Origin of the sequence: Streptomyces sp. NPDC088254 (assembly GCF_044740925.1) — a bacterium.
Classification (GTDB): Bacteria; Actinomycetota; Actinomycetes; order Streptomycetales; family Streptomycetaceae; genus Streptomyces.
Map to the genome: position 1 here is coordinate 170,793 of NZ_JBIURQ010000001.1, position 14,134 is coordinate 184,926.

A 14,134-nucleotide genomic window follows, 5' to 3' on the forward strand; every position below is an offset into this window, starting at 1 on the left:
TGTCACAACCAGACACGGGAGATTCCCACTTGAGGGACATACGACCGAACAGGCGGACCGCGGCACTCGGCTCGGCCGGCGCGCTCGTCGCCGCCACGCTGATCGCCGGCGCGGTCGCAGCGCCCACCGCGAGCGCGGCCGGTGCGGTGAGCGGGCAGAGCGCGCAGACCGGTCAGGACCGGGAGATGCGCGGCGCCGCCATCGCCGCGGAGCGCGCCGCCGCGGCCGGCGTCGACTGGCGGGACTGCCCCGCCGACTGGGGCCTGGAGAAGCCGATCCAGTGCGGCTGGGTCACCGTCCCGCTCGACTACGCCAAGCCCGACGGCAAGCAGATCAAGCTGGCCGTCGACCGCATCGGCAACACCGGCACGAAGGAGGAGCGCCAGGGCGCCCTCGTCTACAATCCGGGCGGCCCCGGCGGTTCCGGCCTGCGCTTCCCGCGCCGGGTCACGACCAAGGCGCCCGTGTGGGCCAACGTCGCCAAGGCCTACGACTTCGTCGGCTTCGACCCGCGCGGCGTCGGCAAGTCCGCGCCCATCTCGTGCGCCGACCCGACGGAGTTCGTCAAGGCGCCCAAGAGCGACCCGGTCCCCGACAGCGAGGCCGACAAGCTCGCCCACATCAAGCTCGCCCGCGAGTACGCCGAGGGCTGCGCCGAGCGCAGCGGCGAGATGCTGCCCCACATGACCACACCGAACACCGTGCGCGACATGGACGTCATCCGCGCCGCCCTCGGTGAGAAGAAGCTCAACTTCCTCGGCGTCTCCTACGGCACCTACCTCGGGGCCGTCTACGGCACGCTGTTCCCGGGCCACGTGCGCCGGATGATCGTCGACAGCGTCGTCGACCCGTCCAGGGAGAAGGTCTGGTACCAGGCCAACCTGGACCAGGACGTCGCCTTCGAGGGCCGCTGGAAGGACTGGCAGGACTGGGTCGCCGCCAACGACGCGACCTTCCACCTCGGCGCCACCCGTGACGCCGTCCAGGCCAAGTGGCTCTCCCTGCGCGCCGCCGCCAAGAAGAGCCCCATCGGCGGGGTCGTCGGCCCGGCCGAGCTGATCTCCTTCTTCCAGAGCGCCCCGTACTACGACTCCTCGTGGATCCCGGTCGCCACCGTCTTCAGCAAGTACGTCGCCGGTGACACCCAGGCGCTCGTCGACGCGGCGGCCCCCGACCTCACGGACACCGCCGGCAACATCACCTCCGAGAACGGCAACGCCGTCTACACGGCCGTCGAGTGCGCCGACGCCAAGTGGCCGACGAACTGGCGGACCTGGAACCGGGACAACACCCGGCTGCACAAGGACCACCCGTTCATGACGTGGGCCAACGCCTGGATGAACCTGCCCTGCGCCTTCTGGCCGGCGAAGCAGCAGACCCCGGTGAACGTCAAGAGCAACAAGGACCTGCCGCCGGTGCTCATCGTGCAGTCGGAGCGGGACGCGGCCACTCCCTACGGCGGCGCCGTCGAACTGCACAAGCGCTTCGAGGGCTCGCGCCTGATCACCGAGAAGAACGCCGGCTCCCACGGGGTGACCAGCCTGGTCAACTCCTGCATCAACACCCGGGTGGACGCCTACCTCCTCACGGGCAAGCTGGACGGCGCGGACGTGACCTGCGCCCCGCACGCCACGCCCAAGCCGTAAGCGCCGCTTGCGGACACGGAAGGGGGCGGCCCGGAGTGATCCGGTCCGCCCCTCTTCCATGCCTCACGACGCGTCACCTGAGCGGCAGCCGCGGGAACCTGCGCGCCTTCTCCTTCGCCGCGGCCTCCTCCGCCTTGACCACGGCGGCGTACTGGTCGACGTACTCCTGCCCGGACAGCGTCAGGATCGCGTACATGATCTCGTCGGTGATCGCGCGCAGCACGGCCTTCTCGTTCTCCATCCCGGCGTAGCGGGAGAAGTCGAGGGGCTCGCCGAAGCGGATCGCCACCGGGTGGACGTTGGGGATCACCTTGCCGGGCGGCTGTGCCTCGAAGGTGCCGATCATCGCGCACGGCACGACCGGCACCCCCGCCTTCAGGGCCATCACCGCAACGCCGACCTTGCCCTTGTAGAGGCGGCCGTCGTGCGAGCGGGTGCCCTCGGGATAGATGCCCAGCAGCTCGCCCTTGCTCAGCACCCCAAGCCCCTCACGGATCGCCGCCTGCCCGGCCTCCTTGCCGGAGCGGTCGACGGGGATCTGCCCCGCGCTGCGGAAGAAGGCCGCCGTGAGCCGCCCCTTGATCCCGGGGCCGGTGAAGTACTCGGCCTTGGCCAGGAACGTGATGCGCCGCTTGAGGATCGCCGGCATGAGGAAGTGATCGGAGAACGAGAGGTGATTGCCCGCGACGATGGCCGCTCCGGAGTCCGGCACGTGCTCGAGGCCTTCGATCCGCGGCCGGAAGACCAGTCTCAGCAGGGGCCCCAGCAAGACGTACTTGAGCACGTAATAGAACAAGGTTGCTCCTCACTCCGGCGGATCGGCGAACGGCCATCTGAACAGGGTCCTGCTCCCGCCCACCCCCCAGCAACCCCGGGAACGCCACGGGACCTTCCAGGTCACGGGCAACTCCCCGACGCCGCCGGCTTGATCGAGGCTGAACGGCCCGTCACGACGGGTCACAACCGCACGATCACCAGCGCCGTGTCGTCCGTCGCGCCTCCGTGGGGGAGGAGTTCCAGGAGTACCGCGTCGGCGAGGGTCTCCGGGTCGTCGGCGCGGTGGCGGGCGAGGGAGTCGGCGAGGCGGGTCAGGCCGGTGTCCAGGTCCTCGTGGCGGCGTTCCACCAGGCCGTCGGTGTACAGCGCGAGGGTCGCGCCCGGGTCGAAGGAGGTGGTCGCCTGCGGGCGGGGGACGGGGTCGGGGCGGGCGTCCAGCGGGGGGTCGGTGGCCCGGTCGAGGAACTCCACCCGGCCGTCGGCGTGCACGAGCACCGGAGGGGGATGGCCGGCGCTGCTGTAGGCGATGGTGTGGTGGTCGAAGTCGATGAACGTGGTGACCGCGGTGGCCGACTCGGCGCCGTCCACGACATGGGCGTACCGGCCGAGGACGTCCAGCGCCTGGGCGGGTCCCACGGCGACCCGGGAGGTGGCGCTCAGCGCGCTGCGCAGTTGGCCCATCACCCCGGCGGCCTCCAGGCCGTGCCCCACGACGTCCCCCACGGACACGCCGACACGGCGTCCGCCGACCAGGTCCACCAGGTCGTACCAGTCCCCGCAGACGTTGAGCGCGCCGACCGCGGGCCGGTAGCGCACGGCGGCTCCGAGGTGCCGCACCTGGGTGTGTGCGGGCAGCATCGCCTCCTGGAGGGCGAGGGCCACCTCGCGCTCGCGGGCGTGGGCCAGCCGCAGGCGCTCGTTGAGCTCCTGGAGCTCGCGGGCCCTGGTGTACAGCTCGGCCTCCAGCACCCGGGACCGGGTCGGGGCCCGGTCCCCGGCCCCGCGGCCGCCGCGGGCGCGGATCAGCTCCGTCACCTCCTCCACGCGGTGCACGACCAGCGCCACGGACCCGCCGGGCCCGAGCACCGGCGCGTTGACGGGGCTCCAGTAGCGCTCCTCCCACTCCCCGGGCCGGTCGTGGGACTCGAGGTCGTAGCGCTGGAGCGCCATGGCGTCGCGTTCACCGGTGGCCAGCACGCGGTGCAGCGAGGCCTCCAGGTTGCGCATGCCGCTCGCGGAGGGGTCGTTGGGGTTGTCCGGGAAGACCTCGAAGACATGGCGGCCGATCACCTGCTCGCGCCGGCGCCCCGCCACCCGCAGGAACTCCTCGTTGGCGTCGGCGTACACCAGTTGCGGGGTCAGCAGGGCGACCATCCCGGGCAGGGCCTGGAACACCGCCGCGTAGTCGATCTCCGTGTCGTTCATCACCCGTGCCCCATCTGCCGCTTTTGCATCATTTTCTCATGGGGGTGGGGCACGGGTTCGCAGGCGGAAAAGGACCGGGGCGGCGTCAGGTCACGCGTCGGGCGAGGTCAGGGACTGCTCCGCCCGGATGATCTTCCCCTCGGGGGTGAACCGGGTGCTCCAGCGCCGGGTGAGCTGAGACCGGCAGCAGCCCCCGGCCGCCCTCGTCCGTCGTGCACGGATGGCGCGGACGGGGCGCGGTGGCGCCGCCGTCGTGGACCTCGCGCACCAGCGCCCGGTGCCGAGGACGTGCCGCATCTGCGCCTCGACCGCCCGGGCGTCGAAGCCCGGCTGCACGTCGGCCAGCCGCAGCCCGAGCCGGCGCTCGGGCGGCCCGCCGCCGAACCGGCCGAGCGCCGCGTTCGACCACACGAACCGCAGATCGGTGTCGACGACCGCGATGCCCACCGGAGCCCCGTCCACCATCTGCTCCAGCACCGGGCGGCTCATGCTCCAGCCGGGCGCGCCCTCGATCTCGATGAGCAGCGCCAGCCGGCGGGCCGGGCCGCCGGGCTCGTCGGCCGAGGTGATCCGCGCCATCACCGGCAGCGGCTCCTGGTCCTTGCGGCGGGCGGACAGCAGCCCCGCCCACCCGCCGTCCCGCCGGCACCGCTCCAGGACGTCCGGCACCCGCCCGGCGTCACCGACGGTCAGCAGCCCGGCCAGGTCCTTGCCCACCGCCTCGTCGCCCGCGTACCCCGGCAGGCGCTCGGCGTCCCCGGTCCAACTGGTCACCACGCCCCGCGCGTCGAGCAGCAGCGGCGCGGCGTCCGCCACGCCGAATATCCCCGACGGGCGACGCCGTCCTCGTCGTGTGAGCCCACGGCTGACCTCTCTGTCGCTGAGAGTGGTCTACCGTCTCCGGCCCCCGTCCTCACCCACCTCACCGGCGCCGCACGCCGGGCGAGAGAATTGGAAGATGCCCTTCCGGTAGGGGTCTCCTCATGCGAGCACCCTGGCCAGCGCCCCCAGCGCCGCCGTCAGCTCCTCCTCGGTGATCGTCAGGGGCGGGGCCAGCCGGATCGTCGAACCGTGGGTGTCCTTCACCAGGACGCCCTCCCGCAGGAGCCGCTCCCCGATCTCCCGTCCCGTCCCCACCGCCGGGTCCACGTCGACCCCCGCCCACAGCCCGCGCGCACGGAAGCCGACGACGCCCCGGCCGACCAGAGCGGCCAGGCCCTCCCGCAGGACCATCCCCAGCTCCGCCGCCCGCCGCTGGAACACCTCCGTCTCCAGCAGCTCCACCACCGCCGTGCCCACGGCCGCCGCCAGCGGGTTGCCGCCGAACGTCGACCCGTGCTCGCCCGGACGCAGCACGCCCAGCACATCCCGCCGCGCCACCACCGCCGACACCGGCACGATCCCGCCGCCCAGCGCCTTGCCCAGCAGCACCACGTCGGGGACGACCCCCTCGTGCTCCACCGCCAGCGTCCGCCCCGTCCGGCCGAGGCCCGACTGGATCTCGTCCGCGATGAACAGGGCGCCCTTGCGGCGGGTCAGCTCCCGCACCCCCGTCAGATAGCCGTCGTCGGGGATCACCACCCCCGCCTCACCCTGGATCGGCTCGATCAGCACCGCCGCCGTCGTCTCGTCGACCGCCTCCTCCAGCGCCGCGAGGTCGTTGTACGGCACGATCCGGAAGCCCGGCGTGAACGGACCGAACCCCGACCGCGCCGTCTCGTCCGTCGAGAAGCTCACGATCGTCGTCGTACGGCCGTGGAAGTTGTCCGCGGCGACCACGATCGTCGCCCGGTCGGCCGGCACGCCCTTCACCTCGTACGCCCATTTGCGGGCCACCTTGACGCCGCTCTCGACGGCCTCCGCGCCGGTGTTCATGGGCAGCACCATGTCCAGCCCGGTCAGCCCCGCCAGCCGCTCGGCGAACTCGGCGAGCCGGTCGTTGTGGAACGCGCGGGACGTCAGCGTCAGCCGGTCCAGCTGGCGGTGCGCCGCCTCCACCAGCGCCGGGTGCCGGTGGCCGAAGTTCAGCGCCGAGTAGCCGGCCAGCATGTCGAGATACCGGCGGCCCTCCACGTCCTCCACCCACGCTCCCTCGGCGCGGGCCACCACCACGGGCAGCGGGTGGTAGTTGTGCGCGAGGACGGGCTCCTCGGCCCGGATCAGCTCGGCTGAGGTGCGCGCGGGGGCGGTGACACGGGCGGGAGCGGTCATGAACGGATCTCCTGAGTGCAGCACTTGATGCCACCGCCGGCCTTCTGGAACTCGGACAGGTCGACGGGGACGGGAACGTAACCGCGCTCCTCCAGACGCGCGGCGAGGGCCTCGGCCCGCGGGGCGATGAACACATGACGGCCGTCGGACACGGAGTTCAGGCCGAACGCGAACGCGTCGTCACGGGTGGCGAGCACCGCGTCCGGGTACAGCCGCGCCAGCACCGCCCGGCTGCCCGGCGAGAACGCTTCCGGATAGTAGGAGACGTTCTCGTCGTCGAGGACGAACAACGCCGTGTCCAGGTGGTAGAAGTGCGGATCGACCAGCGTCAGGCTGATCACCGGGTGGCCGAAGAACTCCTGCGCCTCCCGGTGCGCCTCCCGGGTCGTGCGGAACCCGGTGCCGGCGAGCACGTACCGGCCCGTCCACACCAGGTCCCCCTCGCCCTCGCACACGGACCGGGGCCGGTGGACCTCGTAGCCCGCCGACTGGAACCAGGTGTCGTAGTGGGCGGACTCGCCGCGCCGCTCCGGCGCGTGGAACAGCGAGCCGAAGACCCGGCCGCCGACGACGACCGCGGAGTTCGCCGCGAAGACCATGTCGGGCAGGCCGGGGGCCGGCTCCACGGAGTCCACGGTGTGGCCGTGGGCGCGGTAGGCGCGGATCAGCGACTGCCACTGCTCCCGCGCGAGGTCGACGTCGACGGGGGTGTCGGGGCGCATCCACGGGTTGATGGCGTACCGCACGGCGAAGTGTCTGGGTTCGCAGACCAGGAAGCGCCTGGAGCGGGGCGTGCGGGTGCCGGTCACGGTGTCGGTCACAGAGGGGTCCCTCCGCTTCGCTGTCTCCCACGGCGCTCCGCCGGCGTCGCCGGTGTCGACGTGGGGTTGACACCACGGTAGGAAGCGAGAGGGACGCCCCACAAGCGACGAGTGCTGCGCGTCAACGCACGATCACTGCGTGTCGACGCCGCTCAGCGCACATCTGCTGCGTCGTCCGGGGCGGCATGGGTGGCGCCGGCCTCCGGGCTCTCCGGCAGGAGATGCGACAGCACCATCACACTGATCGTCTTGCGGATGAACGGCTCCACCCGGATCCGCTCCAGCACCTCCTCGAAGTGCTGCACGTCCCGCGCCCGCACATGCAGCAACGCGTCCGCGCCGCCCGTCACCGTCATCGCCGCGGTGATCTCCGGATGGTTGCGCACCACCTCCGCCAGCCGCCGCGGCGGCGCGGCCCCCTCGCAGTACACCTCCACGTACGCCTCCGTACGCCACCCCAGCGCCGACGGCTTCACCGTGGCCGTGAACCCCGTGATCACCCCCGACTCCCGCAGCCGGTCCACCCGCCGCTTGACCGCAGTCGCCGACAGCCCGATCGCCGTCCCGATCTCGGCGAAACTCGTCCGGGCGTTCGCCATCAGCGCGGTGAGGATCTTCCGGTCGAGCTCGTCGAAGAGGGCGGGTCCGCTGTTCATGCGGGGACTGTACCCAGTGCCCCGGCAGGAGCGGCCGCGGCCGCGGCCCGGCACCGCATCCGGCGGACACGTCCACGTCCGGTCCGTGTCCAGGCCCCGCGATCGCGCCTAGACTCCACGTCCATGCTGCGTGTCCTCGCCGTCGACGACGAACGTCCCTCGCTGGAGGAGCTGCTGTACCTCCTCGACGCCGACCCCCGGATCGGCAGCGTGGAGGGCGCCGGTGACGCGACCGAGGCGCTGCGCCGGATCAACCGCGCGCTGGAGTCCGGCCCCGGGGGCCCGGAGGCCGTCGACGTCGTCTTCCTCGACATCCAGATGCCCGGCCTCGACGGCCTCGACCTGGCCCGGCTCCTCACCGGGTTCGCCCGCCCGCCGCTGGTCGTGTTCGTCACCGCCCACGAGGACTTCGCCGTCCAGGCCTTCGACCTCAAGGCCGTCGACTACGTCCTCAAACCCGTCCGCAGGGAACGCCTCGCCGAGGCGGTGCGCCGGGCCGCCGAACTGCGCGGCTCGGCCCCCCGCATACCCGTCCACGAACCCGATCCCGACCACATACCCGTCGAACTCGGCGGCGTGACCCGGTTCGTCGCCGTCGACGACATCACCCACGTCGAGGCCCGCGGCGACTACGCCAGGCTGCACACCGACCGCGGCAGCCACCTCGTACGGATCCCGCTGTCCACCCTGGAGGAACGCTGGCGCGCCCGCGGCTTCGTCCGCATCCACCGCCGCCACCTCGTCGCCCTGCGCCACATAGGCGAGCTCCGCCTGGACGCGGGCACGGTCAGCGTCGTCGCCGGCGGCGAGGAACTCCAGGTCAGCCGCCGCCACGCCCGTGAGCTGCGGGACCTGCTGATGAGGAGGCCGTAGCCGTGCCGCAGGACCCCGCCGAGCGCCGCGTCGTCGTCACCGGCCCGCCCCGCGGCGGCAACCGGCGCGCCCTCGACCACCACCGCCCGCGCACCGAGATAGCCGAGCAGACCACCCTCGGCCACACCTACGTCCGCTCCCTCATGCGCACCCAACTGCGCGCCGCTCTCACCGCGTTCGCCGTCCTCGCCCTCCTCGTCGGCCCACTGCCCCTGCTGTTCGCGGCGCTGCCCGACGCCCGCCGCCTCCAGTGGGCGGTCCTCGGCTTCGGGCTGCAGATCCCTCTGATCCTGCTCGCCCGCTGGTACGTCCGCCGCGCCGAACGCAACGAACGCGACCTGGTGCGCCTGGTCGAGGACCGATGAACCACCGACACGGCCCGGAACCAGGCGACTCGGGGGCCGTCGCCCGATGAACCCCACGTTCGCCGTGCCCGCCGTCGCCCTCGTCGTCGTGGCGACGGTCCTCGTCGGCGCCTTCGGCCTGCGCATCTCCCGCACCACCTCCGACTTCTACGTCGCCTCCCGCACCGTCGGCCCCCGCCTCAACGCCGCCGCCATCAGCGGCGAATACCTCTCCGCCGCCTCCTTCCTCGGCATCGCCGGACTGGTCCTCGTCCAGGGCCCCGACATGCTCTGGTACCCGGTCGGCTACACCGCCGGCTACCTCGTCCTGCTCCTCTTCACAGCCGCCCCGCTGCGCCGCTCCGGCGCCTACACCCTCCCCGACTTCGCCGAGGCCCGCCTCGCCTCCCCGGCCGTCAGACGCCTCGCCGGCGCGTTCGTCGTCGGCGTCGGCTGGCTCTACCTGCTGCCCCAACTCCAGGGCGCCGGACTGACGTTGACGGTCCTCACCGGAGCGCCCGACTCACTCGGCGGACTGATCGTCGCCGTCGTCGTCACCGCGACCGTCGCCGCCGGCGGCATGCGCAGCATCACCTTCGTGCAGGCCTTCCAGTACTGGCTCAAGCTCACCGCCCTGCTCGTCCCGGCCCTCTTCCTGGTCCTCGCCTGGCAGGGCGACGGCGCCCCCCGGCACGCCTTCGCCGAACCGCCCGCCCTCCGCGAACAGCGCACCGTCCGCGTCGACGACACCCTCGACCTCCGGCTGGCGGCGCCCCTCACCGTGACGGTCAACGGCACCGTCGACGGCCGCCGCCACGAGGCCGCAGAGCTCCGCCTCGCCACCGGCGCCCACCGCGTCGAGGGCGGCACACGCCTCACCTTCCCCGAGGGCTCCGCCGTCCCCGCCGCCGGCCGGGGCGACGGCGGCGGCATGTCCACCTCCCTCGCCGCCGGTCGCGAGGAACGCCCCCTTTACGCCACGTACGGGCTGATCCTCGCCACCTTCCTCGGCACCATGGGCCTGCCGCACGTCGTCGTCCGCTTCTACACCAGCCCGCACGGCGTCGCCGCCCGCCGCACCACCGTCGCCGTCCTCGGCCTCGTCGGCGGCTTCTACGTGCTGCCGCCCCTCTACGGCGCCCTGGGCCGCCTCTACGCCCCGGAGCTGACCCTCACCGGCGACGCCGACGCCGCCGTCCTCCTGCTGCCGGACCGCGTGATCGGCGGCCTCGGCGGGGACCTGCTGGGCGCGCTGGTCGCCGGCGGGGCCTTCGCCGCGTTCCTGTCCACCGCCTCGGGCCTGACCATGGCCGTGGCCGGCGTCCTCGCCCAGGACGTACTGCCCGCCCGGGGCGTCGGCCACTTCCGGCTGGGCACCACACTGGCCATGGCGGTGCCCCTCGCGGCGAGCCTGCTGGTCGGCGGACTCCCGGTGGCCGACGCGGTGGGGCTGGCCTTCGCCGTCTCCGCGTCCTCGTTCTGCCCGCTGCTCGTCCTCGGCATCTGGTGGCGGCGGCTCACCCCGCCCGGCGCCGCCGCCGGGATGCTCGTCGGCGGCGGCTCCGCCTTCGCCGCCGTCGCCGCGACCATGGCGGGCCTGCCCGTGACCGGCACCCCGCACGCCCTGCTGGCATGGCCCGCCCTGTGGTCCGTGCCCCTGGGCTTCCTCACCATGATCCTCGTCTCCCTGGCCACCCCGGCCAGGGTCCCGGCCGGTACGGCGGCGATCCTGGCCCGCTTCCACCTGCCCGAGGAACTACGCGCCGAGGAACTGCGGGAGGTGAGAGGGTGAGCGGCTTCCTCGCGGGCCTGTGCATCGCGATCCTGCCCTTCCTCGCCGCCGGCTTCTGGCTCGGCCGGCGCACCGCCCGCCCCGAGAGCCTCGGCGGTCTCGGCACCCCCGTCGAGCACGCCACCTTCGAGACCCTGCACACCGCCTCCCTCGCCGCGCCCCCGCTCAGGGCCGGCCTCACCGAGGAGACCGCCCGCAGGTCCGCCCGCCGGCTGCGCACCCTCCTCGGCACCGACGCCCTGTGCCTCACCGACCACCGGCGGGTCCTGGTCTGGGACGGCGTCGGCGCGCACCACCGCCGGGAGATCATGGCGCGGCTGACCGGCCCGCTGGACACCGGCCGCGGCGAGGCCTTCCCGCTGACCTGCCGCACCCCCGATTGCCCCGTCCGCTGGGCCGTCGTCGCCCCGCTCACCGTGGACGACCGGGTCCACGGAGCCCTCGTCGCCTTCGCGCCCCGCGAGTCCGCCGTCCTCGTCCGCGCCGCCGGGGAGGTGGCCCGCTGGGTCAGCGTCCAGCTGGAACTGGCCGACCTCGACCGGTCCCGTACCCGGCTCATCGAGGCCGAGATCAAGGCCCTGCGCGCCCAGATCTCCCCGCACTTCATCTTCAACTCGCTCGCGGTGATCGCCTCGTTCGTGCGCACCGATCCCGAACGCGCCCGCGAGCTGCTGCTGGAGTTCGCCGACTTCACCCGCTACTCGTTCCGCCGGCACGGCGACTTCACCACCCTCGCCGACGAACTCCACGCCATCGACCACTACCTGGCGCTGGTCCGGGCCCGCTTCGGCGACCGCCTCGCCGTCACCCTGCAGATCGCCCCCGAGGTGCTCCCGGTCGCGCTGCCCTTCCTCTGCCTCCAGCCCTTGGTGGAGAACGCCGTCAAGCACGGCCTGGAGGGCAAGGCCGGCACCTGTCACATCCGGATCACCGCCCAGGACACCGGCGCCGAGGCCCTCGTCGTCATCGAGGACGACGGCGCCGGCATGGACCCCGACCTGCTGCGCCGCATCCTCGCGGGGGAGGTCAGCCCCTCCGGCGGGATCGGGCTGTCCAACGTCGACGACCGGCTCCGCCAGGTGTACGGCGACGACCACGGCCTGGTCATCGAGACGGCGCCCGGGGCGGGCATGAAGATCACCGCACGGCTGCCGAAGTACCAGCCCGGCGTGCACTCCGCCGCCCGCCCCGAGCAGTGATCAGCTCGCGCGTGTCACCACCAGGGCGAGCGTGACCAGTCCGAGCACGACCCAGCCGAACCACAGCCAGCCGTTGCTGCCGAGCGCCACCGTGTAGGCGGTGACCACCACGAGACCGCCGAGGGTGAGCACCCCCATGGTCTTCGTCGAACCGTCCGTGGAACCGGGCATCGCGACACCCTCCTCCGGCACACCCTCCTCAGGGCGTGTCCCCCACCATGGTGCCTCGGTTCGGCCCCGTCAGCCCCGGCGTGCGTTCAAGGAGGCCAGATAAGCGTTGTAGGCCTCCAGCTCCTTGTCGCCGTCGCGGTCGGCGGCCCGGTCCTTGCGCTTGGCCTGGCGCTGCTCCGAGCGGTACCACTGGAACAGCAGCGCGATCAGCACCAGCACCGAGGGGATCTCGCTGAACGCCCAGGCGATGCCGCCGGCCGCGTTCTGGTCCGAGAGCGGGTCGACGCCGAGGGAGGCGGGCGGGTTCTCGAACGACTTCACCATCGGTGCGGTCGCCATCATCAACGCGATGCCGAAGAACGCGTGGAACGGCATGCCGGCGAACAGCTCCAGCATCCGCATCAGATAGCCGGGCCGGTCGGGCCCCGGGTCCACGCCCATGATCGGCCAGAAGAAGACCACGCCCACGGCGAGGAAGTGCACCATCATCCCGACGTGGCCCGCCTTGGAACCCATCAGGAAGTCGAAGACGGGCGTGAAGTACAGCGCGTACAGACTCGCGATGAACAGCGGGATCGTGAACGCGGGATGGGTGACGATCCGCATGTACCGGCTGTGCAGCAGCATCAGCAGCAGCTCGCGCGGCCCCTTGCGGCCCCGTCCCGCCGTCGGCAGCGCGCGCAGCGCCAGCGTGATCGGAGCGCCCAGCAGGAGGAGGATCGGCGACAGCATGCTGATCACCATGTGCTGCACCATGTGCACGCTGAACATGACCATGCCGTAGTCGTTCAGCCGGGTGCACATCATCAGCGCGATGGTCAGCACACCGGCGACCCAGGACACGGTCCGCCCGACGGGCCACGCGTCCCCGCGCCGCCGCAGCCGCAGCACGCCCCACGCGTACAGGCCGAGCCCCACCAGGCAGGCGACGAGGAAGAACGGGTCCGCCGACCAGTGAAGACCCCGCCCCAGCGTGAACGGCGGCAGATCCATGGTCGTGCCGTGCCCGCTGTGATCCATTGCGCCGGCTCCTGATTCGTGGGGGGTTGTGCTGTCTGTCCGAACCCAGACTAGAACTGCCCCCGGCCACGTCTGTGACCGGGGGCAGGACTGCCGACCAAGGGGCACGACGAGCCACGACGGCACCGCACCCGCGAGACGGGGCTACAGCACGGTCTCGGCCTCCTCGTACCGCTCGACCGGCACGGTCTTCAGCGTCTCCACGGCCTCCGCCAGCGGCACCATCACGATGTCCGTGCCCCGCAGGGCCGTCATCTGCCCGAACTCACCGCGGTGCACCGCCTCCACGGCGTGCCACCCGAAGCGGGTCGCGAGCACCCGGTCGTACGCCGTCGGCGTCCCGCCCCGCTGCACGTGCCCGAGGATCACCGGCCGGGCCTCCTTGCCGAGCCGGGACTCCAGCTCGACCGACAGCTGCCGGGCGATCCCCGCGAACCGCTCGTGGCCGTAGATGTCCTTGCCGCCCTCGTCGAAGGCCATGCTGCCCGGCTTCGGCTTGGCGCCCTCCGCCGCCACGACGATCGCGAACCGCTTGCCCGCCTCGAAGCGCTCCCCGACCCGACGGGCCAGCTCCTCGACGTCGAACGGACGCTCCGGCACGACGATGGCGTGCGCGCCCGCCGCCATGCCGGAGTGCAGCGCTATCCAGCCGGTGTGCCGCCCCATGACCTCCACGACGAGCACCCGCTGGTGCGACTCCGCGGTGGTCTTCAGCCGGTCGAGGGCCTCCGTGGCGACCCCGACGGCCGTGTCGAAGCCGAAGGTGACGTCGGTGACGGCGATGTCGTTGTCGATGGTCTTGGGCACGCCCACGACGGGCAGCCCGGCGTCCGACATCAGCCGGGCCGCCTTGAGCGTGCCCTCACCGCCGATCGGGATGACGGCGTCGAGGCCGAGCTCCTCGACGTGGCCCTTCGCCCGCTCCACGCCGTCCCGCAGATGGGAGGGCTGGACACGGGAGGAGCCGAGGATGGTTCCGCCGCGGGCGAGGATGCCGCCCACCGCGTCGAGGTCGAGCTTGAGGTAGTCGCATTCCAGGAGGCCTTTCCAGCCGTCCCGGAAGCCGATGACCTCGTCGCCGTGGTCGGCGACGGCACGGTGCACGACGGACCGGATGACGGCGTTCAGGCCGGGGCAGTCGCCGCCGGACGTGAGGACACCAATGCGCATAGCCCGATAAACCTTCTCCATGGGGGCCG

The 14,134-nt window shown here is 72.6% G+C and carries 13 protein-coding genes and 1 pseudogene; 5 read left to right on the top strand and 9 right to left on the bottom strand.

Annotation, left to right across the window (positions count from 1 at the left end; translation table 11 throughout):
* The first annotated feature begins 29 nt into the window (after window positions 1-29).
* On the top strand, window positions 30-1,646 hold the full coding sequence (locus tag ACIOC0_RS00830; RefSeq protein WP_402150637.1) for an alpha/beta hydrolase: 1,617 nt from the start codon (window positions 30-32) through the stop codon (window positions 1,644-1,646).
* Window positions 1,647-1,719: 73 nt separating this feature from the next.
* On the opposite strand, the gene ACIOC0_RS00835 is transcribed toward ACIOC0_RS00830, so the two are convergent.
* The 6 genes and pseudogenes from ACIOC0_RS00835 to ACIOC0_RS00860 form a co-directional block, all read right to left on the bottom strand.
* On the bottom strand, window positions 1,720-2,442 hold the full coding sequence (locus tag ACIOC0_RS00835) for a lysophospholipid acyltransferase family protein (protein ID WP_402150639.1): 723 nt from the start codon (window positions 2,440-2,442) through the stop codon (window positions 1,720-1,722).
* 161 nt (window positions 2,443-2,603) lie between these two features.
* A complete protein-coding gene (locus ACIOC0_RS00840; RefSeq protein ID WP_402150641.1) occupies window positions 2,604-3,848 on the bottom strand; it encodes a PP2C family protein-serine/threonine phosphatase in 1,245 nt (414 codons plus the stop codon).
* Between the two features lie 90 nt (window positions 3,849-3,938).
* Window positions 3,939-4,711 (bottom strand): annotated as a pseudogene (locus ACIOC0_RS00845) (PAS domain-containing protein).
* A 118-nt stretch (window positions 4,712-4,829) separates the two neighbouring features.
* Window positions 4,830-6,059: an ornithine--oxo-acid transaminase gene (gene rocD / locus ACIOC0_RS00850; protein ID WP_402150643.1), complete on the bottom strand. Its 1,230-nt coding sequence runs from the start codon at window positions 6,057-6,059 to the stop codon at window positions 4,830-4,832.
* Entirely contained in the window at window positions 6,056-6,868 is an 813-nt protein-coding gene (gene ddaH / locus ACIOC0_RS00855; protein WP_402153110.1) for a dimethylargininase, read from the bottom strand. The genes rocD and ddaH overlap by 4 nt, the downstream gene beginning before the upstream one ends.
* A gap of 164 nt (window positions 6,869-7,032) precedes the next feature.
* Window positions 7,033-7,536 (bottom strand): Lrp/AsnC family transcriptional regulator, encoded by a 504-nt coding sequence (locus tag ACIOC0_RS00860; protein ID WP_402150646.1) that lies wholly within the window; start codon window positions 7,534-7,536, stop codon window positions 7,033-7,035.
* Window positions 7,537-7,659: 123 nt separating this feature from the next.
* On the opposite strand from ACIOC0_RS00860, the gene ACIOC0_RS00865 reads away from it, so the two are divergent.
* The 4 genes from ACIOC0_RS00865 to ACIOC0_RS00880 are packed head-to-tail and all read left to right on the top strand — an operon-like array spanning window position 7,660 to window position 11,744.
* The gene (locus tag ACIOC0_RS00865) at window positions 7,660-8,409 is read left to right on the top strand and encodes a LytR/AlgR family response regulator transcription factor (RefSeq protein WP_389031210.1); all 750 of its coding nucleotides are present in this window, start codon (window positions 7,660-7,662) and stop codon (window positions 8,407-8,409) included.
* 2 nt (window positions 8,410-8,411) lie between these two features.
* A complete protein-coding gene (locus ACIOC0_RS00870; RefSeq protein WP_402150649.1) occupies window positions 8,412-8,774 on the top strand; it encodes a hypothetical protein in 363 nt (120 codons plus the stop codon).
* A gap of 46 nt (window positions 8,775-8,820) precedes the next feature.
* The gene (locus tag ACIOC0_RS00875) at window positions 8,821-10,545 is read left to right on the top strand and encodes a cation acetate symporter (protein WP_402150652.1); all 1,725 of its coding nucleotides are present in this window, start codon (window positions 8,821-8,823) and stop codon (window positions 10,543-10,545) included.
* Window positions 10,542-11,744, top strand: coding sequence for a sensor histidine kinase (locus ACIOC0_RS00880; RefSeq protein ID WP_402150654.1), 1,203 nt, complete (start codon window positions 10,542-10,544; stop codon window positions 11,742-11,744). The genes ACIOC0_RS00875 and ACIOC0_RS00880 overlap by 4 nt, the downstream gene beginning before the upstream one ends.
* Here the strand turns inward: ACIOC0_RS00880 and ACIOC0_RS00885 are convergent, their stop codons facing one another.
* From ACIOC0_RS00885 to ACIOC0_RS00895, 3 genes are all read right to left on the bottom strand, one after another.
* A complete protein-coding gene (locus ACIOC0_RS00885) occupies window positions 11,745-11,915 on the bottom strand; it encodes a hypothetical protein (RefSeq protein ID WP_130439938.1) in 171 nt (56 codons plus the stop codon).
* A gap of 69 nt (window positions 11,916-11,984) precedes the next feature.
* On the bottom strand, window positions 11,985-12,935 hold the full coding sequence (locus ACIOC0_RS00890) for a cytochrome c oxidase assembly protein (RefSeq protein ID WP_402150657.1): 951 nt from the start codon (window positions 12,933-12,935) through the stop codon (window positions 11,985-11,987).
* A gap of 144 nt (window positions 12,936-13,079) precedes the next feature.
* Complete coding sequence (locus ACIOC0_RS00895; RefSeq protein WP_351093665.1) at window positions 13,080-14,105, bottom strand: 6-phosphofructokinase; 1,026 nt, start codon at window positions 14,103-14,105, stop codon at window positions 13,080-13,082.
* Window positions 14,106-14,134: the final 29 nt, after the last annotated feature.